We start from the raw sequence: 22,699 nt of genomic DNA, 5'->3' as shown, positions 1-22,699 counted from the left end.
CATGGCTGCCAATCATCAGAACTGGGGCGCCGAGTCGCTCTGGCAAGACCTGGAACCCCTGCTGCCCGGCCTGTCCATCGAGGTCCTGGCCCGCACGGACTCCACCAACAGCGTGCTGCTGGAGCGCGTGCGCTCGGAGCACCGTTCCTCTGGCGAGCGCGGCCCGGACCGCGTGGGCGAGCGCGGCAGCTTCGGCCGCCGGGCCCATGACATGCAGCCCTGCCTGCTGGTCGCCGAGCACCAGACCGCCGGCCGTGGCCGCATGGGCCGCATCTGGCATGCCGAGGCCGGGGCCTCGCTGACCTTCTCCCTGGCCCTGCCTCTGACGCTGCCGGACTGGTCCGGCCTGTCCCTGGCCGTGGGCTGCGCCATGGCCGACGCCCTCGAGCCCCAGCCCGCCAGCCCGCCGCGCCTGCAGCTCAAGTGGCCCAACGACCTCTGGCTGGACGGACGCAAGCTGGGTGGCATCCTCATCGAGACCGTCAGCGCGGGCGAGCAGCGCATCGCGGTGATCGGCGTCGGGCTGAACATCCGCCCGCAGAAGCCCGGCAACGAGAGCCAGTTCATGAGCGGCTACGCCAGCCTGGACGAGCTCGACCCCGCCCTGAGCGCGCCCGAGGTCCTGCGCCGCGTCGCGCGCCCGCTGATCCAGGCCGTCACCGGCTTCGGGCAAGGCGGCTTCGGCGCCTGGCAGCAGCGCTACGAGGCCCGCGACCTCCTGCGCGGCCGCCCCCTCACGGCCGGCGGCAGCGAGGGCGTGGGCGCGGGCATCAGCGCCCAGGGCGAGCTGCTGATGGACGTGCAGGGCCAGCGCCAGACCGTCAGCGCCGGCGAGGTGTCCGTGCGTCTGCAAGCCAGCGAGCCGCCCGCATGCTGAGACTCCTCTTCGCCGCGACCCTGCTGCTGAACCTGCTGATCTTCGTCTTCACCCAGGGCTGGCTGGACGGCCTCACCGGCCTGCATGCCCGCGGTGACAGCGACCCCGCCCGGCTGCAGCAGCAGGTAAACCCCGAGCAGCTGCAGCTGCTGAACGCGCAGGCCGCGAAGTCGGTCCAGGCCCGCGCCTGCCTGGAGTTCGGGCCGCTGATGGGCGACGACACCCTGCGCAGCGTGCAAGCCCAGCTGGACAAGGCCGGCATTGCCGCCACGCAGTGGCAGGACCAGCGGGCCGAGCAGGCCGGCGTCTGGGCAGTGGCCACCATCCGCTTCCCCAACAAGGACTTCCAGCAACGCAAGGAAGAGACCTACAAGCGCATGCGCATCAACTTCGAGTACCTGGCCGGCCCGCCCGAAGAGGTGCCGACCATGGTGCTGTCCCGCCATGGCAGCGAAAAGGCCGCGGAGGCTGCCCTGGAGGCCATGAGCCAGCGCGCCCTCAAGGGCCTGCGGGTGATGCAGCTTCAGGCCGCCAGCAGCCTGCATGTGCTGCGCTTTGCCCAGGCCGACGGCGTGACGCAGGCCAAGCTGCGCGGCATCAAGGAGCTGGGCGAGGGCCGCAGCTGTGCCGCCGCCCCCGCTGCCAGCGCCACCGAGGCGGCGAGCGCCGCCCCGTCCGCCCGCTGACTCAGGGCTGGCGCCGCCAGCGCCGCAGCAGCGGCACGCTCGCCAGCAGGGCCAGCAGCCAGGCCGGGCTCATCGCACCGCCACCACCACCGCCCGAGCTGGCAGGCGGAGGCGGCGCCACGCTGGCCAGCGCGGCGCGCGCGTCCAGCATGCCCGCGCCGCAGGTGCTGGTGGTGCAGTAGCACTCCAGCTGATCGGCGCCGGTGGGCGCCGTGCAGGCCGGCGGATTCGCATCACCGGCCGAGCCGCCCCCTGTGGTCGGGAAGGGGCGCACCGTGCTCACGAGGGCCTGGCGGACCTGGTCCGGCGTCAGCTCGGGCTTCACGGACAGCAGCAGCGCGGCCACGCCTGAGACCAGGGGCGCCGAGAAGCTCGTGCCCACCGAGGCGTCGCTGTTGGTGTAGGCGTTGTCGTTCGAGACCGGCCCCTGCTTGCCCGAGTTGGTGGTGCTGAGCATGGGATAGAGGCAGGCGCCGCTGGCATTGACGCAATTGCCGCCCGGCGCGGCCAGCGTGACCTCCGGCCCCACGCTGGAGAAGCCCACCTTGGTGCCCACGTGGCGCAGGCCCGCCACCGCGATCACGCCGCTGCAGTTGGCCGGCAGGCCGACCGCCTGGCCGGAGGTGTTGCCCGCCGCGGCGACGATGACCGCACCCTTGGCCCGCACCGCGGCCACGGTCTCGGCGTACATCGTGGCCGTGCCGCTGCCGTCGCTGCAGCTGCCGCCGCCGCCCAGGCTCATGTTCAGCACCCGTGCCGGCGAGGGATTCAGGGGCAGACCCGGAACGGCAATGCCAGCGGCCCAGCGCATGCCGGCCCAGATGTCGGAGTCGTAGCCGCCGCACTTGCCCAGCACCCGCACGGGCAGGATCTTGCTGGACCAGCTGACGCCGGCGACGCCAATGCCGTTGTTGCTCGCCGCGCCAATCAGGCCGGACACCCGCGTGCCATGCCAGGAGCTGTTGGCGACGTCGTCATAGGTGCAGCCGCTGATGCTGCCCGCCTCGATGTCGGCATTGCTGACCCAGTCGCCGGGGTCGCTGGCATCGCTGTCGGCCCGGTCGCCGTCGTTGGCCACGGCCAGGGCGTCGACGTCATTGGTCATCGCGCCGATCATGTCGTAGCCGGGCAGCAGCTTGCCTGCCAGGTCAGGGTGGTCGTAGCGGACGCCCGTATCCAGCACGGCCACGACCACGCTGCTGCTGCCCGTGCTGAGATCCCAGGCGCCTTCGGCATTGATGCTGGAGACCAGGTCCTTGCTGGGCGGCATCAGGTACCACTGCCCATGGCCATTGCTGCCCTGCGCCTGGTTGACCTGCGGATAGAGCGGGTCGTTGGGCACCGCGGCCAGCCGCCGGCGGTGGTCCACGGCCACCAGCTCGATCTCGCTGTCACGGGCCAGGCGGGCCGCCAGGGCCTCCGAGCTCAGGCCCCGGGCCAGCACGACCTGCGTGCGCTCGTCCAGGCTGTGGTGGGCGTGCAGGGCCAGGCCCATGCGCTGCCCCAGACTCTGAGCGCGGCTGCGGGCGATCTGGCGGGCGGTGGCCACGTCGGTCCTGGCACTGAGCGCCTGGGCGCGCACGCTCTGGGCGCCGGCCTTGAAGCGCACGACCACCCGGCCCACGGTCTCGGTGCCGGATGTCGCGGCGACGGCGGCGCTCGCGGACTGGGCCTGCAGGCCCAGGGGTGCCGCCAGGGCGGCCATCAGCAGGCCCAGGGCCAGCGGACGCGAAGGGAATGGCTGAGACATGCGAAAGGCTCCAGATCGGGGACGGTCCAATGCCCGGCAGTGTAGGGATTTCGGGCTCCGCCGGACGTAAAGAAAGGCTAGGCAAAACACGCAGGCCGGGCAGGGACTCGCCATGCTTGGCATGGGGCGCCACCAAAGGAAAAGCCCCGCCGGGGCGGGGCTTTCGTGCGGGTGGCGGCGCTTACTTGGCGACCACGCGGACCATTTCCAGGACCTTGTTCGAATAGCCCCACTCGTTGTCGTACCAGGACACGATCTTGACGAAGGTGCTGTCCAGCGCGATGCCGGCCTCGGCGTCGAACACCGAGGTGCAGGACTCGCCGCGGAAGTCGGTGGCGACGACCTTGTCTTCCGTGTAGCCCAGCACGCCCTTGAGCGCGCCTTCGGACTGGGCCTTCATCTCGGCGCAGATGTCAGCGTAGCTGGCAGCGCTGTTGAGCTCGACGGTCAGGTCGACCACAGAGACGTCGGAGGTCGGCACGCGGAAGGACATGCCGGTCAGCTTCTTGTTCAGCTCGGGGATCACCACGCCCACGGCCTTGGCGGCACCCGTGCTGCTGGGGATGATGTTCTCGAGGATGCCGCGGCCACCGCGCCAGTCCTTGTTGGACGGGCCGTCGACGGTCTTCTGGGTGGCGGTGGCGGCGTGCACGGTGGTCATCAGGCCGCGCTTGATGCCCCACTTGTCGTTCAGCACCTTGGCCACGGGTGCGAGGCAGTTGGTGGTGCACGAGGCGTTGGAGATGATGGCCTGGCCGGCGTAGGTCTTGTCGTTGACGCCGTAGACGAACATGGGGGTGTCGTCCTTGGACGGGGCCGACATGATCACCTTCTTGGCGCCCGCCTTCAGGTGGGCCTCGGCGGTCTCCTTGGTCAGGAACAGGCCGGTGGACTCGACGACGATGTCGGCGCCGACTTCATCCCACTTCAGCTCGGCCGGGTTCTTCACGGCGGTCAGGCGGATCTTCTTGCCGTTGACGATCAGGGTGTTGCCATCGACGGCCACGTCGCCCTTGAAGCGGCCGTGCACGCTGTCGTACTTCAGCATGTAGGCCAGGTAGTCCGGCTCCAGCAGGTCGTTGATACCCACGACCTCGATGTCATTGAAGTTCTGGACAGCGGCGCGGAACACCATGCGGCCGATACGGCCGAAGCCATTGATACCGATCTTGATCGTCATGCGGAAGTCTCCGGAGTGAAATGAAAAAGCTGTGAAAACCTGACTGCGCGGGATTTTCGCCGATTCCGGAGCCCTGGTCGCGACCGCCCCGGAACAAAGGGGGTACGCAGGCGGCTCTTTTCGATCCAGCGCAAGCCGTGGCGGGCACGGGCCTCGCTCCCGCACGCCCATCCGCGCCTGCGGGCCGTGGCGTGAGCGGACTGGCCCGAGCCGCCCGCCTCAGGAGCCCGCCGGATCCAGGTCCAGCTGCCCGCAGGGCACCTGGATCTGCAGCGTCTGCCCGAAGAGCTCGTTGGCCTGCTTGTCGGAGCCGAAGGCGATCTGGCGTTCGCCCAGCCACTTCAGGAAGGGCGCACGGTTGGGATCGCGCTTGCCGCCCACGCGCAGCTCGTTGGGCAGGGCCGGGCCGTAAATGGTGTAGTTCACCTTGAAGGGGCAGCCCATGGTGTTGAAGTCGAAGTTCGCCTTCAGCTGCCGGGCGCCCTGGGTCATGGACAGGAACTCCACCAGACTGAAGGCCTCCTGCTTGAGCACGTAACGGCGATGCCCGGCCGGCACCATGGTGAAGCGCTGCTGCATGACCTGCGGCTCCTCCTTGCCCGTGCGGCAGGGCATGCGGTAGGTCTTGACCCGCTCGATGGCCTCCTGCTCCACGGCCCTGTCACCCGTGCTGTGGAGCACCTTGATCTCCGGCGCCTGCTCGCCATCGCCGGTGAAGGTGGCCGCCAGCACCACATGCTCGACATTGCGGCTCAGGGTCATGATGCGGTCCATGTCCTTGCGCGGCATCACGATGCAGAAGGGCAGACGCCGCTGCGCCGTCTCCGGCACCGGCAGGGCCTCCATGCTGGAGTTGCTGAAGTCGAACTCCTGGACGGCGCTGACCGTGCCGTCCTCGGCCTTCAGGCAGGGCAGACGGTAGTCGGCCACGTAGCGGTAGACGCGGTCCTGCATGTCCTCGCGGGCCGTGTTGGCAAGCACCTCGACACGCGGCGCGGCATCTGCCTTTTCGAAGTGAAGGCGCAGGCGCATGAAGCCGTGGCTGCGATCGAACCGGTGCTGCGCCGGGTAGCTGATGGTGCCGTCCGGCCGCTTCAGGCAGCCCAGCGACTGGGCCGGCGACGGTGGCGTGCTGTCGGTCTGGGCCTGAGCGAGCCCCGTCAGGCCTGCCCAAAGAAAAAGGGCCGCCAGCAGGCGACCCTTCACGGTCTTGTTTTGATGCGCTGTTTTATTCATGCGCTCCTCCTGTGGTGAGGAGCGCACTCTAGCGCAAGACCTGGCCCTTAACGCTTCAGACGTGCGGCCCCCACGGCCACCTTGACCGTGTCCACCACGTTCTCGGGCGTGAAGCCGAAGTGCTTGAACAGCACCGGCGCGGGGGCGGACTCGCCGTAGGTGTCGATGCCCACGACGGCCGAGACGCCGTACTTCCACCAGAAGTCCGTCACGCCGGCCTCCACGGCCACGCGGGGCAGGCCGGCGGGCAGCACGCTGGCCTTGTAGGCGGCGTCCTGGCGGTCGAACACATTCGTGCAGGGCACCGAGACCACGCGGGCGGCGATGCCGTCCTTGGCCAGCAGGGCCTGGGCATTCATGGCCAGCTGCACTTCCGAACCCGAGGCCATGATCACCACCTGGGCCTTCTTCTTCAGGCCCACCTCGGCGGGCTCGGCCAGCACGTAGGCGCCGCGGGCGATTTCATCGACGGCGGTCTTGGGCGCATAGGGCAGGTTCTGGCGCGACAGGGCCAGCACGCTGGGGCGCTGGGCATTGCCGATGGCCATGGTCCAGGCGACCACGGTCTCGACGGTGTCGGCAGGGCGCCAGACGTCCAGGCCCGGAATCAGGCGCAGGCTGGAGACGTGCTCGATGGACTGGTGGGTCGGGCCATCCTCGCCCAGGCCGATGGAGTCGTGCGTGAACACATGGATCACGCGCTGCTTCATCAGCGCGGCCATGCGGATGGCGTTGCGGCTGTAGTCGCTGAAGGTCAGGAAGGTGCCGCCGTAGGGGATGTAGCCGCCATGCAGGGCGATGCCGTTCATGATGGCGGCCATGCCGAACTCGCGCACGCCATAGTTGATGTGGCGGCCACCGTTGGCGCTGCCATCGGCTTCCAGGCGGAAGGCGGGCGTGCTCTTGGTGTTGGTCAGGTTGGAGCCGGTCAGGTCGGCCGAGCCGCCCAGCAGCTCGGGCAGTGCGGCGGTGAAGGCCTCCAGGGCCAGCTGGCTGGCCTTGCGGCTGGCCACGGTCTCGGCCTTCTCGTGGGCGGCCACGACGGCGTCCACGGCGATCTGCGCGAAGTTGGCGGGCAGCACACCGGCCATGCGGCGCTGGAACTCGGCGGCCAGCTCGGGGTGGGCGGCGGCGTAGGCGTCGAAGCGCTCGTCCCAGGCCTTCTCGGCGGCGGCGCCGGCGGCCTTGGCGTCCCAGGCGGCGTAGACCTCAGCCGGAATCTGGAAGGGCTCATGCGACCAGCCCAGGGCCTCGCGCGTCAGCTTGATCTCTTCGGCGCCCAGGGGCTCGCCGTGGGCCTTGGCCGTGTTGGCGCGGTTGGGCGAGCCCTTGCCGATGTGGGTCTTGGAGATGACCAGCGTGGGCTTGTCGCTGCTCTTCTTGGCGGCGGCAATGGCGGCGTCCACGGCGTCCACGTCATGGCCGTCGATGGGACCGATGACGTTCCAGCCATAGGCCTCGAAACGCTGGGCGGTGTTGTCGATGAACCAGGGGGCGACCTGGCCGTCGATGGAGATGCCGTTGTCGTCGTACAGGGCGACCAGCTTGTTCAGCTTCCAGGCGCCGGCCAGCGCGCAGGCCTCGTGGCTGATGCCTTCCATCAGGCAGCCGTCACCCAGGAAGACGTAGGTGTGGTGGTCGACGATGGCGTGACCCTCACGGTTGAACTCCTTGGCCAGCATCTTCTCGGCCAAGGCCAGGCCCACGGCGTTGGTGATGCCCTGGCCCAGCGGGCCGGTGGTCGTTTCCACGCCCGGGGTGATGCCCACCTCGGGGTGGCCGGGCGTCTTGCTGTGCAGCTGGCGGAAGTTCTTCAGCTCCTCGATGGACAGCTCGTAGCCGCTCAGGTGCAGCAGGGCGTAGATCAGCATGGAGCCGTGGCCGTTGGACAGCACGAAGCGGTCGCGGTCCGCCCAGTGCGGATTGGCCGGGTTGTGGCGCAGGTGGCGACCCCACAGGGCGACGGCCATCTCGGCCATGCCCATGGGTGCGCCCGGGTGACCGGAGTTGGCCTGCTGCACGGCGTCCATGGCCAGTGCGCGGATGGCGTGGGCCATCAGGGTGGGGGTGCTTGCAGCGGTGTCAACCATGGTGGGTGCGGGCGGAAAGTTGGGGGTAAACCCGGCATTTTAAGGGGCGATGAAGTCACTTCGCCCCGCCTGCAAACCCTCGCTGCGCGCAAACGATTACGTCCATGGGAATCCGCCAAGGGCTTCACGCTTCTTGATCCATGGCAAGGCCGCCGAGGCCTGCTGGGGCGAGTCTTGGCAAAAGCCCGAAAAGAACGCACGGAGACATCGCCATGACCGGCCTCAAGCCCCTGACCCTGCGCATCATCCGCGACGAGCATGCGGCCCTGGCCGCCATGCTGCGCACCCTGCCCCTGCTGCTGGCGGAGCACCGCCGCGCCGGCACGCTGCCGGACTTCGCGGCGCTGCGCGCCATGCTCTTCTACGTCGACGAGTTCCCGGAGCGCCTGCACCACCCGAAGGAGTCGGAGCTGCTCTTCCCCAAGCTGCGCGCCCGCGCGCCGGCCATGCGTGAGCTGCTGGACAAGCTGGACGAGGACCATGCCCGCGGCGAACGCGCGATCCGCGACCTGGAGCACAGCCTGCTGGGCTTCGAGATGCTGGGGGACGCCCGCCGCGCCGCCTTCGAGCAGCAGGCCGAGCGCTACGTGCACCTCTACCTGCAGCACATGGACATCGAGGAACGCGAGATCCTGCCCGCCGCCATGCAGCTCTTCAGCGAGGAGGACTGGCAGGACCTGGACCAGGCCTTCGCCGAGAACAAGGACCCGCTCACCGGGCGCCACCTGGGCCAGCTGCAGGCCGAGCTGGATGGGCCCTACCACGCGGTGTTCCAGCGCGTGCTCAATGCCCTGCCCGAGCCGCTGGGCCTGGCGCCCCGCCTGCCCGGCTGAGCGGCGGACGGTGAAGCCGCGAGGCCCCGTAGACTGCGGGCCATGAGAGCCATCATCCTGGCGGCCGGCCGCGGCGAGCGCATGCGGCCCCTGACCGACCACACCCCGAAGCCCCTGCTGGACGTGCGCGGCCAGCCCCTGATCCGCTGGCACATCCAGGCCCTGGCCGCGGCCGGTGTGCGCGACATCGTCATCAACTGCGCCTGGCTGGCCGATCAGTTCCCTGCGCAGCTGGGGGACGGCAGCCGCTACGGCGTGCGCCTGCACTACAGCGACGAGCAGCGCGACCACGGCCGTGCCCTGGAGACCGCCGGCGGCATCGCCAAGGCCCTGCCCCTGCTGTGCGCGGACGGCGACGAGGCCTTCTGGGTGCTGTCGGGCGACGTCTTCCTGCCGGGCCTGGTGCTGGACGCGCAGGCTGCACAGGACTTCGCGTCCAGCGAGCGCCTGGCCCATCTCTGGCTGGTGCCCAACCAGGCCCACCATCCGCGCGGCGACTTCGGCATCAGCCCGCAAGGCCTGGCCCTCAGCGGCGAGACAGTCAGCCCGCGCTACACCTGGTCCTGTGTGGGTCTCTTCAAGCGCGCCCTGTTCGAGGGCGTGGCGCCCGACCAGCCCCTGCCCCTGCGACCCTGCCTGGAGCGCGGCATCGGCGCCGGGCGCATCAGCGCCTCGCTGTATGGCGGCGAATGGACGGACGTCGGCACGCCCGAACGCCTGGCCGCGGTGAACGCCCCGGGGACAAACCCGGCAACGTCCTGACACAAGGCGTCTGCCTGCCACAACAGGCGAGGGCCTCCGGCCGTCTGGACCCCTGTCAAGTCTTACAGATTCGCCCGGGCAATAGGCCGAATGGGCTGCGAATCCAGCACAAACCCTGAGCACAACGGGCGATTGCCGCCCGAACAATCGCGTCGCCGACGCTGGCAGTCCCGCAGCGCGCAAGCAACAGGGGCCTGCTGACATTGATCGCTGCCACGAGCAGGGCGGTGTGGGGTCCCATCTTCCTCATCATCAGGAGACCTCCATGCAACGCAAGAACGCCTTGTCCGCCCTGGCCCTCGCCGCCAGCCTCTTCTGCCTCAGCGTCCCGGCCCAGGCCGGTGACAAGGTCTGGATCAGCCTGGGCGACGGTGCCTACAGCGAGCTGCAGAAGCTGCAGCCCGGCGCCCGCGCCACCGCCTCGGTGGCCGTGTCCGAAGCCCAGCTGCGCCGCGGTGACATCGCCGGCCTGGCCACGCCCAGCGCCGCCCTCAAGGCCGAGAAGCTGCACCTGGTGCAGATCGACGAAGACCTGCTGCCCGCCCTGTCCACCGCGCTGCATGAGAACCAGCACCGCTGCGGCGGCTACATGCACCATGCCAGCGAGCGCGACGGCCGCCGCGCCCTGGACCTGCACGCCGGCAGCCGCACCAATGCCCGCATCCTGACCGACCGCAGCACCCTGGCCACCCGCCCCAGCTACGTGATCGACCAGCAGACCGTGGTCAACCCCATGCTGTCGCAGATGCAGGCCAGCAACATCGTGCAGACCATCTCCGACCTGTCCAACAACTACAGCAACCGCTACTACCAGACCAGCGGCGGCTCGAACGCCTCGGACTGGCTGAAGAACAAGTGGCTGACCATGGCCAACGGCCGCACCGACATCACGGTGGAGCAGTTCACCCACAGCGGCTGGAAGCAGAAGTCGGTGATCGCCACCATCAAGGGCACGGACAACGGCAGCGAGATCGTGGTCCTGGGCGGCCACCTGGACTCCATCAACCAGTCCGGCACCTCCGAGACCACCCGCGCACCGGGTGCCGACGACGATGCCTCCGGCGTCGCCAGCCTCACCGAGATCTACCGCACCCTGCTGGCCAGCAACTACAAGCCGCGTCGCACCATCAAGTTCATGGCCTACGCGGCCGAGGAAGTGGGCCTGCGCGGCTCGGCCGAGATCGCCAACAGCTTCTCCGCCGCCGGCGCCAACGTCGTGGGCGTGATGCAGCTGGACATGACCAACTACAAGGGCTCGGCCAGCGACATCTACATCTTCACCGACTACACGGACAGCGCGCAGAACACCTTCGTCACCAACCTGATCAAGACCTACCTGCCGACGCTCACCGTGGGCACCGACCGCTGCGGCTACGCCTGCTCGGACCACGCCTCCTGGAACGCCAAGGGCTATGCGACCACCATGCCCTTCGAGTCCTCCATGTCCGGCGACAACAAGAACATCCACACCGCCAACGACACCCTGGCCAACAGCGACAGCACCGGCGCGCACTCGCTGAAGTTCGCACGCATGGGCCTGGCCTATGCCGTGGAACTGGGCAGCGACGGCCCGACCACCACGCCCGCCAACAGGACCGAGACCTTCACCGGCAGCCTGAGCGCCGGCCAGACCAAGAGCTACGGCCCCTTCAAGGTCGCGGCGGGCGGCAGCCTCAAGCTGTCCACCACCGGCACCGGGGACATCGACATCTACGGCAAGCTCGGCGCCGTGCCCACGACCAGCAGCTACGGCTGCAAGTCCGACGGCAGCACGGCCACCGAGACCTGCACCATCAACGTCACGACCAACAGCGATGGCTACGTGCTGGTCAAGGGCTACACGGCCGGCAGCTACACGCTGACCGTGACCTACCGTCCGCAGTAAGGCGCCGGGCGCGGCCTGCTGAGCCGCGCCTGCCGAAGAAGACAAGGCCTGGCCCTGCGGGGTCAGGCCTTGTCTTTTGTGGCCCCTTATCGGGGGTCAGGTATTGCCTCGAGGCCCGATCCCGTCAGGCCTGCTGATCAGGCCTCAGCCTGGGCGAGGGGCACCGCGTCATGCTGCAGGCCCGAGCCCACCACCTTGAGCCGTCCGGTGGCCGCCCATTCGGCCAGGGGCCGGCGACTCCATTCGCGCAGCTCCTCCAGGGTGTCGACCTCAGCGCTGACCAGGCCCAGCCAGCCATCACGGCCGCCGCGCTTGACGGCGTACAGCGCCGCATCGGCCAGGTCCACCACCGTGCTCCAGTCCAGGCCCCGCGGAAACTTCGCCGACAGCGGGAAGGCGGCAAAGCCCAGCGAGCAGGTGCGCCGCAGCGTGCGGCCGTCATCCAGCTGGAAGTCGTAGCGCGACAGCGTGCGGCGCGCGCGCTCGGCCAGCTCGGCGGCATGGTGGCGGTCGGTATTGCGGGCCACCACGAGGAATTCCTCGCCGCCCCAGCGGATCAGGTAGTCGGCGTCGCGGAAGACCTGGCGCAGCAGGGCCTGCATCTGGGCCAGCACGGCATCGCCGGCCGCGTGGCCGTAGTCGTCATTGACCTGCTTGAAATGGTCCAGGTCCACCATGAAGAAGACCATGTCCTGCCCCGGCTCGCGGGCCAGGCGCTGCACCTCGCCCTCGTAGCCGCGGACCACGCTGTTGATGTCCGACTCGATGTGCTGAGCCAGGAAGCGCCGGTTGCGCAGGCCGGTCAGCGGATCGGTCAGGCTGGCTTCCTTCAGCGCCTGGCTCAGGGTGAGCAGCTCGTGCGTGCGCTCGCGCACCCGCGCCTCCAGCACGGCCTGGGCACGGCGCAGGTAGCCGGTGCGGATCTGCACGATGCCGTAGATGCCCAGCAGGCCCAGCAGCACGCCGCCCAGGCGCGCCCACCAGGTCTGCCACCACGCGGGCTGCACATGAAGGGGGATCAGCAGCTCGTGCGGGCTCCACTGCCCGACGCGGTTGCTGCCCTGCACCTGCAGCAGGTAGCGGCCGGGATCGAGATTGGTGTAGCTGGCGGTGCGCTGGCTGGCCTCGCTGAGGATCCAGTCCTTGTCATAGCCCTGCAGCCGGTAGCGGTAGTTCAGCACCGCCGGGTTGCTGAAGTCCAGGGCGGCGAACTCCACGCTGACATCGCGCTGCCCCGGCTGCAGCACCACGGTCTGGCCCAGCGGGCCCGGCGAGGTGCGCTCCCCGGCGATGCGCAGCTCGGACACCACCAGCGGCGGCTGGTAGGTCCAGGGCTTGAAGCGGCTGGCGTCGATGACCAGCACGCCCTTGCTGCCGCCGATCAGCATGCGCCCGTCGTCCAGCCGCGTGTAGGCGCGGAACCAGCCGGTGCCGAAGGCGGCGCCGTCGGCAGCACTGAGCTCGTGGTAGCGGCCGGTCTTGGGATCGAAGACGGCGCGGTGGGTCCAGATGCGCCCCTGCTCGTCGTCCATCAGGTTGGCACCGAAGGCCTTGCCTCCCAGGCCGTAGCGCTCGCTGACGCGGTCGAACAGGGCCTCCTGGCCCTCCCAGCGCCTCAGCTGGTGCAGGCCCGCCGCCGTATCCACCCAGAAGCGCCCCTGGCGGTCCAGCAGCAGGCCCAGCACCGAATGGTTGGACAGGCCCGCGCCGGCCGGCGAGTGCAGCTCCTCCAGGGCCTCGCCGTCCTTGGACAGCAGGTAGAGCCCGCCCTCGCCGCCCACCAGCAGGCGGCCCTGGGCATCCTCGGACAGGGCATTGACGTCACCGCTGAGCTTGCGGCCACCCACCAGGTTCATGCGAAGCAGGCGGTCCTGGGCCGGGTCGTAGCGGAACAGGCCGTCCTGCGTGGCCACCCACAGTCGGCCCGCGCTGTCCGCCATCAGGCGGCGCACGCGGCCCTTGCCGGCGGCGTACTGGCCCAGCAGCTGGCGGGTCTCGTTGAAGCGGTAGAGGGCGGTGTCGGTGCCCACCCAGACCTGTCCGTCGGGCGTCTGCGCGAGGCCGCCCACGCGCCCGCCGCGAAAGCCGCTGCCCTCCTGCGGCGCGATATGGCCCTGCAGGTGCAGCTCGCGGTCGAGGATGGCCACGCCGCGCTCGTTGGTGCCCATCCAGATGGCGCCGCTGCGCAGCTGCAGGATGCTGCGCACATCGGCCTGGGCCAGGGGGCTGTGCTCGTCGAGGTCGGAATGCCTGACCCACAGGCCGGCATTGGCCGGGTTGTGCAGCTGCAGGCCGCCGCCGTAGCTGCCCACCCAGATCCAGCCGGCGGCGTCCTTGACCAGGGCGCGCACATCGTTGCCGGCCAGGCCCCAGGGGCGGCGGATGTCGTGCTGCAGGCGGCGCAGCAGCCGGCCGCTGACGGGGTCGCGCTCCTCGATGCCGCTGGCCCGCGCCATCCACAGGCGCTGCGGGTCCGGCGCTACCATGGCGTAGAGGGTGTCGCGCCGGCCGGACTGCTCGCCCAGCTCGACCCACTGCAGCTTGGGCGAGTCCTTGCCCAGGCGCAGCAGGTCCCCCTGCTGCGTGCCCACCCACAGATGGCCGTCCGGCGATTCCGCCAGCAGGGTGATGATGCGCTCGCCCAGCGGGCGGCCCTCCACCTGCAGGATCTCGAAATGCGTGCTGCCCTTGCGCAGACGGGCCACGCCGTTCCAGGTGCCCACCCACAGGTCGCCCTGGGAATCGAAGAACAGGGCCTGGATGCGGTCATCCGGCAGCCCGCTGGCGGGGCCCTGGCGGAAGTGCGTGAACTGGCCCGTGGCCGGATCGAAGCGGTCCAGGCCGCCGCCGATGGTGCCCACCCACAGCGTGCCGTCCAGGGCCTGGGCCAGGGCGCGGACAGTGCCGGAGGCCAGGGCTTGCGGGTCGTCAGGCTTGCTGCGGAAGAAGGTCCAGCGGTCAGTCTGGGGGTCGAAGCGGGCCAGGCCGTCGCTCTCGGTGCCGATCCAGAGCACCCCTTCCTGCGAGGCCAGCAGGGAGCGCACGAAGCTGGTCCCGGCGGGCGTCTTGCGGTTGTCGTTGCCCAGCTGGTAGGTGCGCAGCTGGTAGCCGTCGAAGCGCACCAGGCCGGCCGTGGTGCCGATCCAGATGAAGCCCCGCCCGTCCTGGGCCAGGGCGGACACCACACCGTCGGTGATGGAGGCCACATCGCCCACCGCCTCGAACCGGGGCTCGACCAGCGCCTGCGGCATGCGAGGTGCCTGGCCGTGGGCCGGGACGGCCAGCGCCATCATGACAAGCACCGGCAGCGACAGGCGTGAAAGGAAGCGGGCGAGCATCCGGCGGATGTTAGCGGGGCGACATGACACTCCCTTACAAAGAGGGGACCTCTCCCTCCTGAGTGGGGGGTGCGCGCAACGCCCCGTCCTGCTGGCCTATTGAGCCAGCGGCAGGGTCAGGGCGTCGATGCGCTCCAGCACCTCGGGGCTGAGCTTGGGCGTCATCGCCAGCGCGGCCAGGTTGTCCTGCAGCTGGCTCATGCGGCTGGCGCCCAGGATCACCGTGGAGACGCGCGGATTGCGGTTCACCCAGGCGATGGCCAGTTGGGCCACGCTGCCACCCAGCTCGGCGGCGATGGCTTCCAGCTCGGCCACGGCGGCATTGCGCTGCGGGTGCTGCAGCTGCTCGCGCAGCCAGCTCATGCTCTCCAGGGAGCCACGGCTGCCTTCGGGGATGCCCTGGCGGTACTTGCCCGTCAGCAGGCCGGAGGCCAGCGGGCTCCAGGTGGTCAGGCCCAGGCCGAGGTCCTCATACAGGCGGGCGTATTCCTGCTCCACCCGCTTGCGGTGGAAGAGGTGGTACTGCGGCTGCTCCATCACCGGCTTGTGCAGGTGGTGGCGCTCGGCAATCTCCCAGGCGGCGCGGATGTCGGCGGCGCTCCACTCGCTGGTGCCCCAGTAGAGGGCCTTGCCCTGGGTGATCATGTCGCTCATCGCGCGCACGGTCTCCTCGATGGGCGTCAGCGGATCGGGGCGGTGGCAGTAGACCAGGTCCACGAAGTCCAGCTGCAGGCGCTGGAGCGAGCCGTCGATGGCCTGCATCAGGTACTTGCGGTTGAGCGTGTTCTGCAGATTGACGGTGCTGCCCTCGCGCTGCAGGCCCCAGAAGAACTTGGTCGAGACCACATAGCTCTCGCGGGCCCACTTCAGCTGCTTGAAGGCCTCGCCCATCACGCGCTCGCTGGCGCCCTGGGCGTAGACCTCGGCGTTGTCGAAGAAATTGACCCCGGCGTCGCGCGCGGCGGCCAGCATCTCCACGGCGGACTTCGTGTCCACCTGGTTGTGATAGGTCACCCAGGACCCCAGCGACAGCTCGGACACCTGCAGGCCGCTGCGGCCCAGTCGACGGTATTGCATGCCTGACTCCTTCTTGGCGTGGTGTGCGGCACGGCCCGCCGGCCCGCCACCGGGCCAAGCCTGACCCGCCGTCATGGCAATGGGGGCGAGCGTAGCCCAGCCGGCTCGCTATAGTGCGGAACCCTCGCAATACCGTGGCGCCGCCTGCGGGCATCTGTCCCCTGGGCGACGCCCCCACGCCATGCGTACCGACGCCCCCGCCGCCCCGCCCTCCCCTGCCGATCCCCTGCGCATCGCCATCGTCGGCGCGGGCCCGGCGGGCCTGGGCCTCGCCCTGCTGGCCGCGCGGCGCCTGCCCACGGCCCAGGTCCAGCTCTTCGACGCCCGCCCGCTGGAGAAAGACATCAGCGGCGACCCCCGCACCTTGGCCCTCTCTCTGGGCAGCGTCCAGCTGCTGCAGCGCCTGCAGGCCTGGAACGAGGCGGCGGCACAGTCCATCCTGCAGGTCCAGGTCAGCCAGGCACCGCCCACGCTGCGGCACCCGGTCTTCGGCGAGGCGGGGCAGCCGGTGGTGAGCATCCATGCCCGCGAGCAGGGCGAGGAGCGCCTGGGCGCCGTGCTGGCCTACGGGCAGCTGGTGGCGCCCATGCAGGCGGCCTGGCTGCGCCAGTGCGAGGCGCGGCCGGCCCAGGCCCTCACCCGCTTCGGCCAGCCGGTGGCCGGCATCCGCGCCGTGGGTGACGAGATGGAGGTGGACGCAGGCATCGCCGATCGCTTCGACCTGGTCGTGATCGCCGAGGGCGGCGTCTTCGCGGAACAATCCCGCAAGAGCCTCAGCCACGACTACCAGCAGAACGCCTGGGTGGGTACCGTGACCCTGGACCCGGCCTCGCCGCCGGGCGTGGCCTACGAGCGCTTCACCCGCAACGGCCCCCTGGCCCTGCTGCCCCTGCCGCCCACCCCCCAGCAGCCGCACCGCGCGGCCCTGGTCTGGTGCCTGCCGCAGGCCGAGGACGAGGTGGCCGGCCTGACGGACGCCCAGCGCCTCACCGTGATCAACCAGCAGCTGCCGCCGGGCCTGCCGCCCCTGCGCGGCATCAGCCCGCTGAAGTGCTTCCCGCTGGGCCTCAATGCCGAGCGCAGCCTCGTGGAGGGGCGCCTGGTGCGGATCGGCAACGCGGCCCAGACCCTGCACCCGGTGGCTGGCCAGGGCCTGAACCTGGGCCTGCGCGATGCCTACGCGCTGGTCGAAGCGCTGGTTGAGGCGCAGGCCCGCCAGCCCGGCTCCCCCCTGGCCGCCGCCGTGCCCCGGGCCCTGCAGCGCGTGCAGTGGCAGCGCGGGCCGGACCGCTGGAGCACCATCCTCAGCACGGACTTTCTCGCGCGCAGCTTCAGCTGGCGCTGGCCCGCCCTGCCCGCCCTGCGCGGCCTGGGCCTGGCGGCGCTGCAGGCGCTGCCCCCGGTCAAGAAGGCGCTGGCGCGGCAGATGATGTTCGGGCGTCGCTAGCGTCCTGCCCTGGCCGGATCACGCGGCCTCGGCTTCACGCGGCGGCGCCGCCACGGCCTCCGCGGCCGTTCCTGCAGCGTCCGCCTCCATGCGCTGGGCCAGCCGCGCCTGCAGCGCATGCAGCTGCGCATAGCCGCCGCCCAGCGCCATCAGTTCCTCATGCGTGCCGGACTCGGTGATGCGCCCGGCCTTCAGGAAGTGGATCCGGTCCGCTGACTGCGCACTGGCCAGGCGGTGGGTGATCAGCACCACCATGCGGTCGCGGCGCAGCCTGGCCAGGCTCGCGAAGACGGCGGCCTCGGCCCGGGCGTCCAGGGGTGCGGTGGGCTCGTCCCAGATGGTCAGGGTCGCCTGGCGGTAGAGGCCGCGGGCCACGGCCAGGCGCTGCCACTGGCCGGAGGACAGCTCGATGCCGCCCTTGAACAGGCGGTTGAGCAGCGTCTGCCAGCCCTGAGGCAGCTGGGCGGCCACCTCGTCGGCTTCGGCCTCGCGAACGGCCTGCGCGAAGCGGGGGCCGTCATCACCGCCGGCGGCCAGACCCACGCGCCCCAGCCGCACGTTCTGCGCAGCGCTGTAGGGCCAGCGCAGTGGGTGCTGGGGCACGATGAGGGTGTGGGCCAGGCGCTGGCGGGCGTCGAGGCTGCGGCAGTCCACGCCGTCCCAGTCCATGCGCCCAGCGCTGGGCTCGTAAAGACCGGCCAGCAGTTTCGCCAGCGTGGACTTGCCCGAGCCGTTCTCACCCACCAGGGCGATGGTCATGCCGCGCTGCAGCGTCAGGTGGATGTCGTGCAGCACCGGCCGGTCCGGGGCGCCCGCGTAGGCGAAGCCCACGCCCTGCAGGGTGATGCGTTCGGGCGCCGGCAGCTCGGGCGCGCCGGCCTGTGCAGGCAGGGCGGCAGGCGCCTGGCCGACAAAGCCGAAGTAGTCGTCCAGGTACAGCGCCTTCTCCATCATCTGGTCCAGGGCATGGACCAGCTGGCGCACGGCCTCCAGGCTGGTGCGCAGGCCCAGTGCCGCGGCGCCGGCCAGCGCCGGAGCCAGGCTGCCGCGGCCCACCAGCATCACCAGCCAGAGGTAGGCCAGGCCCTGGGCCAGGCCGCTCACGACGGCGCCCCAGGCCCGCGTGCGGGCGATGCCGGCCTTCAGCCGTTCCAGGCTGGTGCGCAGGGCCTCGGTCACGCGCCGGTGGCGCTCGCTGAGCAGCGGCTCCATCTGCAGCGCCCGCAGCTCGGCGGCAGGCTCGGGCTGGCTGGCCAGCTCCTGCAGCATCCAGCCCTGGCGGGACAGGGCGATGCTCTGGTCCCAATGGCTCTGCACGCACAGCAGGGCGCGGATGGCCGTCCAGGCCTGGGGCAGCAGACACAGCAGCAGCACGGGCAGCAGGGCCGGATGCAGCACCAGCAGGGCCACCGCGCCGGAGACCAGGCCGATGCCCGCGCTGCTCAGCGCCACGGTCTGGTCGACGATGCTCTCGACATAGTGCAGGCCGCGGTCGCGGGCACGGTGCATGCGGTCGACGAACTCCGGGTCATCGAAACGCTGCAGCGGTGCACGCAGGCAGGCGTCGACGAAGTCCTGCTCGGCCGTGGCCACCAGGGCGGGGCTGAGCCGGGCACGCAGTACCTCGGCCAGGGCCTCCAGCACCAGCTTGCCCAGGAAGGCCGCGCCCAGGCCCAGGGCGACGCCCGTGTGCGGCGCCAGCTGCTGGCTCACGGACTGAGCCAGCCCATGCGCATCGAGCAAGGACTGCAGGAGCCGCCCCCCCAGCACCAGGGTGTAGGCCCACAGAAGGCCGGCCAGCAGCTGGCATCCCAGCACGCCGAGGACGGCAGCCGGGCCGACCCGCCGCATCAGCGCGACGACCGGCGGCGCCGCACCCGCCACGCGCCGGAAGAAGGCGGGAAAGCTGCTCAGCAGGGCCTCGGAGGCGCCCAGCTCCCAATAGGGGTTGTCGGTGGCGATGAAGACCTCGGCGTCGCCCGGCGCCTGCAAGGTGCCCTCCGCCGCCCGGTCCGGTGCCCGGCTCATGGCCGCACGAAGGACGGCAGCCGGGCCTGCGGGTGCGCGCGCAGCAGCTGGTAGGCGATGCCGCCCGGCCCCGTCATCAGCGAGGGCGAGAAGACGTCATTGGTGATGCCGCAACGGCTGCCGTGCTGCTCCAGGCTGGCCAGCAGGCGCGCCAGCTCCGCGTCTCGGCTGACACCCGGCGGTGCCAGGCCGCGGTCGGCCGCTTCCTGCAGCAGCTCCAGGGCGCTGGCGTCGCCATGGCAGGCGCAGTGGTTCCAGCCCAGGCCCTGACGGAAGGTCGCCCCGGCGGCCTGGTGCACGCGCTCGCGCACCCGGTCCTCGCCGATCAGGGCCGTGAAGTCCAGGTAGCCCAGGCCGTTGCCCACGGCGCCGTGGCACCAGGCCGTGGAACAGTTGACGCCGTCCAGATGGCGCAGGTCGCGCCAGTTCTGGTCCGCCTCGTCGAACAGGGACTCCTCGAAGGCCAGCGCCTCCTGCGCGCCTTGCAGGAAGCGAGGTTCGCCGCAGGCCTCGTGCAGCTTCAGCAGGGCCCAGCCGATGCCGCAGCTGCCGTGACCGAAGCCGCCCATGCCCTCGGGGGCCGCCGCGGTGGGCCAGCAGGCCCGGCCGCCTTCGCGCTTCGCGGCCTTCAGCAGATGGTCCCCCGCTGCGATGGCCAGCGCGAGGTGCGCGGCCTGCTGCGTGCGCCGGTGCAGCAGCAGCAGGCCCGGGATCGCCCCGGCCGCGCCGGCCAGCAGGTCATAGGTCTGGTCGGCCTCCAGCGAGCCCTGCATGTACTCCGCCGTCAGCGCGGCGCACTCGACGGCCTCGGCCCCGACGGCGCCCAGTGCCTCCAGCTGCAGCCAGCCCCAGATCTGCGAGCCGATGCCCAGGTAGCCGCCCGGCTGGTGCGGCCGCACCTTGCCGGCCGAGCGCTGCAGCTCGACCTGGCGGTACAGGCCCTTCCTCATGGTCTCGATCACCGCGGCCAGCAGTTCGTCGGCACCGGTCAGCGGCAGGGCGCGGCCCTGGGCCACCTCGCGCTGGTAGGCCGCCAACAGCAGGGCCACGCCGGCATTGCCGCCGTAGAGGTTCTGGTCGATGGCCTGGATGCCCCAGCCCGTGGGCCCCAGCGTGGGGGAGATCCAGGTGACCGTGCCGTCCTCGCCGCGGATGCCGTTCTGCAGGAAGGGCACCAGCAGGCGGCGGGCCCAGGTCTGGCGCCGCGGCTCGAGGTCCTGCTGGCTGGCCGTGTGCACGCGGAAGGACCGCTCGGTGGGCATCCAGCCGTCGTTGAGGTAGGCGCTCAGCAGGGAGGCCTTGATGATGTCGCGGTCCAGGCGCTGGTCCGAGGCGCTCCAGGCCTGCAGGCATTGCTCGACGAGGTCGTTCTCGGGCAGCCACTGCGTGCCGCCGGGCCCCGACATGCGGCCATGGCCGGCGGTGCTGTGGAAGTAGGGCACATCGCCGCGCAGCATGTCGTCGATCTCGGCCTGGATGACCACGGGGTCGGAGGGCGTGGTCGAGATCAGCGCCGCTGCACGCGCCAGCAGGCCCGCGGCGCGCTGGCGGGCCTGGGCCTCGTCGGCCAGGGAGATCGGGTGCCAGAGCATGCGGATCAGCTCGGCATAGACCTCCGTCGCCCGCGGCACGAGGCGGATGTGGCAGGGCTTGAAGGGCTGCAGCAGCGGCGCCAGGCGGCCCTGCGCATGCAGCTGGATCAGGCGCGCGGTGAGGCTGTCATAGCCCTCCAGCACCTGGCCCCAGTAGCGCTCCAGCGAGGGCGTCTCGCAGGGATGGTTCTTGGCGATCTCCACCTCGACCAGGGCCTGGCCGATGCGCACGGTGTCCCGGCCGCCGTCCACGAGGGCGGGGATGCTGATCTTGGGCTGCTGCTGGCGGATGCTGCCCATGCCGGAGTTGTCCACGCCGCGCCAGCCCAGTGAGGCCCCGCGACCGGGCAGCAGGCCCGTCTTCATGAGGGAGGCGAACATGGCTTCGTCCGCGCGGTCGATGGCATCGCCGAAGCCGGAGGGCTTGATCTCGATGCGCGGGCAGAAGAGCGTCTCGCAGTCCACGATGATGGGCAGGCAGCCCTGGGCGATGACGTTCTCGCCATGGAAGTCGGTGCCCCCCAGCAGACGCATGATGGCCAGCCAGTGGCCCATGTTGCGGTAGAACAGCTGCAGCTCCCGCTCATCGGCGGCATGGCGGTGGACGATGAACTCGCTCCAGCCGTGGTCGCCGCGGTCCAGCACCGCGGGCACGCGCACGCGCTGCGCGACGGGCTCGTCGGCCAGGACTTGCTGCAGGAAGTCGGCCAGGGCCTGATCGGTGTTGAGGGGCCGGGGCTTGTAGACCGCGGTGCCGCCCTCGAGGCGCAGCAGGGCCACGCCTGCGCCACCGTTGTGGCTGTCGCCCTTGGCCAGCTCCAGGGCCTTCAGCTCGCCGGGCGCGGCGCCCAGCAGGCCGGCCAGCAGGGCGCGGTCCTGCGCGAAGTGACGAGCCAGGGTCGCGACGAAGCCCACCTTGTGATCGACGATCCAGCGCACCCGCGCCAACAGGGTCGGGTACTGCTCGCCCAGGCGGGCCCAGTGCGCGTCGGTGGCGGCAAGGGCCAGGTATTCGTCCCAGCGGCCTTCGGGGCTTGGCGCCTGAAGGCGGCCCTGGACGCGGGCGGCGTTGATGTCCATGACCAGCACGCGGGCCAGCTTGGCATGCAGCTGCTGCTGCAGGTGCTGGCGCAAGGCCTCGGCGATGACGCTGCGTTCGCCCGCGGACAGGTCGTCGATGGCGCGCAGGTCCTCCTGCAGCCTGCCGATGGCCGGCGCGATCCAGGGGCTCAGGCTGGGGACGAAATCGGGGGCCGCCGCATCAGCCGTGTCGGCGGCGCTGGGGGAGGGATTCGGTGACTGCATGGGCAGGCCGGCAGGCAGGGGGACGGGGGGATGAAGCGCCCACCAAGGGAAGCGGCGGGCGTGCCCCGCCCGGAGGCGGGGCTCCCGGGCCCGGCACGCCAGCGCGCCCGGCCCGGGCACTCAGGGCATCAGCAGCACATGATGGTGCGCGAGCCCGAGCAGCTGGAGCAGCCCTGGCGGGTTTCGATGGACACGTCGCCGGCGATTTCCGACTCGCTGTAGACACCGCTGGAGAACTGCGGGCCAGCCGGGTTGGCGGACGACTCGTCCTGCATCCATTGCTGGACTTGCTGCAGTGCGCTGGTGATCTCGTTCATGAGGTTCTCCTTGCTAGGTTGAGTGTGAAAACCTTGCGCCTGCGGCCACGGCTGCAGGGCCCTCCGCACATCGGAAGCGCTGCCTCATGTCCGGGGCAGCCCGGCAGCCTGGCATTGCGCAAAGCGGATCGAAGGCTATGCGTCGGCTTCGCAGGCACCCCATGGGGCAAGTCCCTAGGTGTGAAGCTTCAATAGGTTGTATCCGGTGTTCATCCGGATTGGGTTTGAGAGACTGGAAGTCGCCAAACACCCAATCCACTCCAGAGCCAACACCGGATGAACAGCCATAAGCATGC

At 70.5% G+C, this 22,699-nt stretch carries 15 protein-coding genes; 6 read left to right on the top strand and 9 right to left on the bottom strand.

All coding sequences use genetic code 11. The features are described 5' to 3' along the window. Position 1: 1 nt before the first annotated feature. Both ABDJ40_RS20610 and ABDJ40_RS20605 read left to right on the top strand, forming a co-directional pair. Positions 2-877, top strand: a complete 876-nt coding sequence (locus ABDJ40_RS20610; RefSeq protein WP_347612480.1) for a biotin--[acetyl-CoA-carboxylase] ligase — start codon at positions 2-4, stop codon at positions 875-877. Next, entirely contained in the window at positions 871-1,563 is a 693-nt protein-coding gene (locus ABDJ40_RS20605; RefSeq protein ID WP_269631080.1) for a hypothetical protein, read from the top strand. Before ABDJ40_RS20610 ends, ABDJ40_RS20605 begins: the two co-directional genes overlap by 7 nt. A 1-nt stretch (position 1,564) precedes the next feature. Here the strand turns inward: ABDJ40_RS20605 and ABDJ40_RS20600 are convergent, their stop codons facing one another. The 4 genes from ABDJ40_RS20600 to tkt form a co-directional block, all read right to left on the bottom strand. Continuing rightward, a complete protein-coding gene (locus ABDJ40_RS20600) occupies positions 1,565-3,313 on the bottom strand; it encodes a S8 family peptidase (RefSeq protein WP_347612478.1) in 1,749 nt (582 codons plus the stop codon). Positions 3,314-3,494: 181 nt separating this feature from the next. Further along, entirely contained in the window at positions 3,495-4,493 is a 999-nt protein-coding gene (gene gap, locus ABDJ40_RS20595; RefSeq protein ID WP_269631078.1) for a type I glyceraldehyde-3-phosphate dehydrogenase, read from the bottom strand. A 219-nt stretch (positions 4,494-4,712) separates the two neighbouring features. After that, positions 4,713-5,729, bottom strand: coding sequence for a hypothetical protein (locus ABDJ40_RS20590; RefSeq protein WP_347612476.1), 1,017 nt, complete (start codon positions 5,727-5,729; stop codon positions 4,713-4,715). 47 nt (positions 5,730-5,776) lie between these two features. Next, positions 5,777-7,819 (bottom strand): transketolase, encoded by a 2,043-nt coding sequence (tkt, locus tag ABDJ40_RS20585; RefSeq protein WP_347612474.1) that lies wholly within the window; start codon positions 7,817-7,819, stop codon positions 5,777-5,779. A gap of 212 nt (positions 7,820-8,031) precedes the next feature. Between tkt and ABDJ40_RS20580 the strand changes: the two genes are divergently transcribed. The 3 genes from ABDJ40_RS20580 (at position 8,032) to ABDJ40_RS20570 (ending at position 11,299) form a co-directional block, all read left to right on the top strand. Continuing rightward, positions 8,032-8,652: a hemerythrin domain-containing protein gene (locus tag ABDJ40_RS20580; RefSeq protein ID WP_347612472.1), complete on the top strand. Its 621-nt coding sequence runs from the start codon at positions 8,032-8,034 to the stop codon at positions 8,650-8,652. 42 nt (positions 8,653-8,694) lie between these two features. Beyond that, positions 8,695-9,414: an N-acetylmuramate alpha-1-phosphate uridylyltransferase MurU gene (murU, locus tag ABDJ40_RS20575; RefSeq protein ID WP_347612470.1), complete on the top strand. Its 720-nt coding sequence runs from the start codon at positions 8,695-8,697 to the stop codon at positions 9,412-9,414. Positions 9,415-9,679: 265 nt separating this feature from the next. Continuing rightward, positions 9,680-11,299 (top strand): M20/M25/M40 family metallo-hydrolase, encoded by a 1,620-nt coding sequence (locus tag ABDJ40_RS20570; RefSeq protein WP_347612468.1) that lies wholly within the window; start codon positions 9,680-9,682, stop codon positions 11,297-11,299. A gap of 137 nt (positions 11,300-11,436) precedes the next feature. Here ABDJ40_RS20570 and ABDJ40_RS20565 read toward each other — a convergent pair whose 3' ends face one another. Further along, entirely contained in the window at positions 11,437-14,637 is a 3,201-nt protein-coding gene (locus ABDJ40_RS20565) for a ligand-binding sensor domain-containing diguanylate cyclase (protein ID WP_347612466.1), read from the bottom strand. A gap of 96 nt (positions 14,638-14,733) precedes the next feature. Next, positions 14,734-15,714, bottom strand: a complete 981-nt coding sequence (locus tag ABDJ40_RS20560; RefSeq protein ID WP_269631071.1) for a potassium channel beta subunit family protein — start codon at positions 15,712-15,714, stop codon at positions 14,734-14,736. Between the two features lie 181 nt (positions 15,715-15,895). Here ABDJ40_RS20560 and ABDJ40_RS20555 point away from each other — a divergent pair, with 181 nt between their 5' ends. After that, positions 15,896-17,161: an FAD-dependent monooxygenase gene (locus ABDJ40_RS20555; RefSeq protein ID WP_347612465.1), complete on the top strand. Its 1,266-nt coding sequence runs from the start codon at positions 15,896-15,898 to the stop codon at positions 17,159-17,161. Positions 17,162-17,179: 18 nt separating this feature from the next. On the opposite strand, the gene ABDJ40_RS20550 is transcribed toward ABDJ40_RS20555, so the two are convergent. From ABDJ40_RS20550 to ABDJ40_RS20540, 3 genes are all read right to left on the bottom strand, one after another. Further along, positions 17,180-19,189, bottom strand: a complete 2,010-nt coding sequence (locus ABDJ40_RS20550; RefSeq protein WP_347612463.1) for an ATP-binding cassette domain-containing protein — start codon at positions 19,187-19,189, stop codon at positions 17,180-17,182. Continuing rightward, the gene (locus ABDJ40_RS20545; RefSeq protein ID WP_347612462.1) at positions 19,186-22,086 is read right to left on the bottom strand and encodes a type 2 lanthipeptide synthetase LanM family protein; all 2,901 of its coding nucleotides are present in this window, start codon (positions 22,084-22,086) and stop codon (positions 19,186-19,188) included. Before ABDJ40_RS20545 ends, ABDJ40_RS20550 begins: the two co-directional genes overlap by 4 nt. A gap of 128 nt (positions 22,087-22,214) precedes the next feature. Next, entirely contained in the window at positions 22,215-22,403 is a 189-nt protein-coding gene (locus ABDJ40_RS20540) for a DUF6229 family protein (RefSeq protein WP_347612460.1), read from the bottom strand. Positions 22,404-22,699: the final 296 nt, after the last annotated feature.

The sequence above is a fragment of the Roseateles flavus genome, from assembly GCF_039872765.1.
Taxonomy (GTDB): domain Bacteria; phylum Pseudomonadota; class Gammaproteobacteria; order Burkholderiales; family Burkholderiaceae_C; genus Roseateles_B; species Roseateles_B flavus.
The sequence above is the reverse complement of the archived record's forward strand: the minus strand, read 5'-3'. Positions and strand labels throughout refer to the sequence as shown.

Coding starts and splice junctions, on each gene's coding strand:
- ABDJ40_RS20610 (WP_347612480.1), top strand. CDS start 2: ATGGCTGCCAATCATCAGAACTGGGGCGCCGAGTCGCTCTGGCAAGAC.
- ABDJ40_RS20605 (WP_269631080.1), top strand. CDS start 871: ATGCTGAGACTCCTCTTCGCCGCGACCCTGCTGCTGAACCTGCTGATC.
- ABDJ40_RS20600 (WP_347612478.1), bottom strand. CDS start 3,313: ATGTCTCAGCCATTCCCTTCGCGTCCGCTGGCCCTGGGCCTGCTGATG.
- gap (WP_269631078.1), bottom strand. CDS start 4,493: ATGACGATCAAGATCGGTATCAATGGCTTCGGCCGTATCGGCCGCATG.
- ABDJ40_RS20590 (WP_347612476.1), bottom strand. CDS start 5,729: ATGAATAAAACAGCGCATCAAAACAAGACCGTGAAGGGTCGCCTGCTG.
- tkt (WP_347612474.1), bottom strand. CDS start 7,819: ATGGTTGACACCGCTGCAAGCACCCCCACCCTGATGGCCCACGCCATC.
- ABDJ40_RS20580 (WP_347612472.1), top strand. CDS start 8,032: ATGACCGGCCTCAAGCCCCTGACCCTGCGCATCATCCGCGACGAGCAT.
- murU (WP_347612470.1), top strand. CDS start 8,695: ATGAGAGCCATCATCCTGGCGGCCGGCCGCGGCGAGCGCATGCGGCCC.
- ABDJ40_RS20570 (WP_347612468.1), top strand. CDS start 9,680: ATGCAACGCAAGAACGCCTTGTCCGCCCTGGCCCTCGCCGCCAGCCTC.
- ABDJ40_RS20565 (WP_347612466.1), bottom strand. CDS start 14,637: ATGCTCGCCCGCTTCCTTTCACGCCTGTCGCTGCCGGTGCTTGTCATG.
- ABDJ40_RS20560 (WP_269631071.1), bottom strand. CDS start 15,714: ATGCAATACCGTCGACTGGGCCGCAGCGGCCTGCAGGTGTCCGAGCTG.
- ABDJ40_RS20555 (WP_347612465.1), top strand. CDS start 15,896: ATGCGTACCGACGCCCCCGCCGCCCCGCCCTCCCCTGCCGATCCCCTG.
- ABDJ40_RS20550 (WP_347612463.1), bottom strand. CDS start 19,189: ATGAGCCGGGCACCGGACCGGGCGGCGGAGGGCACCTTGCAGGCGCCG.
- ABDJ40_RS20545 (WP_347612462.1), bottom strand. CDS start 22,086: ATGCAGTCACCGAATCCCTCCCCCAGCGCCGCCGACACGGCTGATGCG.
- ABDJ40_RS20540 (WP_347612460.1), bottom strand. CDS start 22,403: ATGAACGAGATCACCAGCGCACTGCAGCAAGTCCAGCAATGGATGCAG.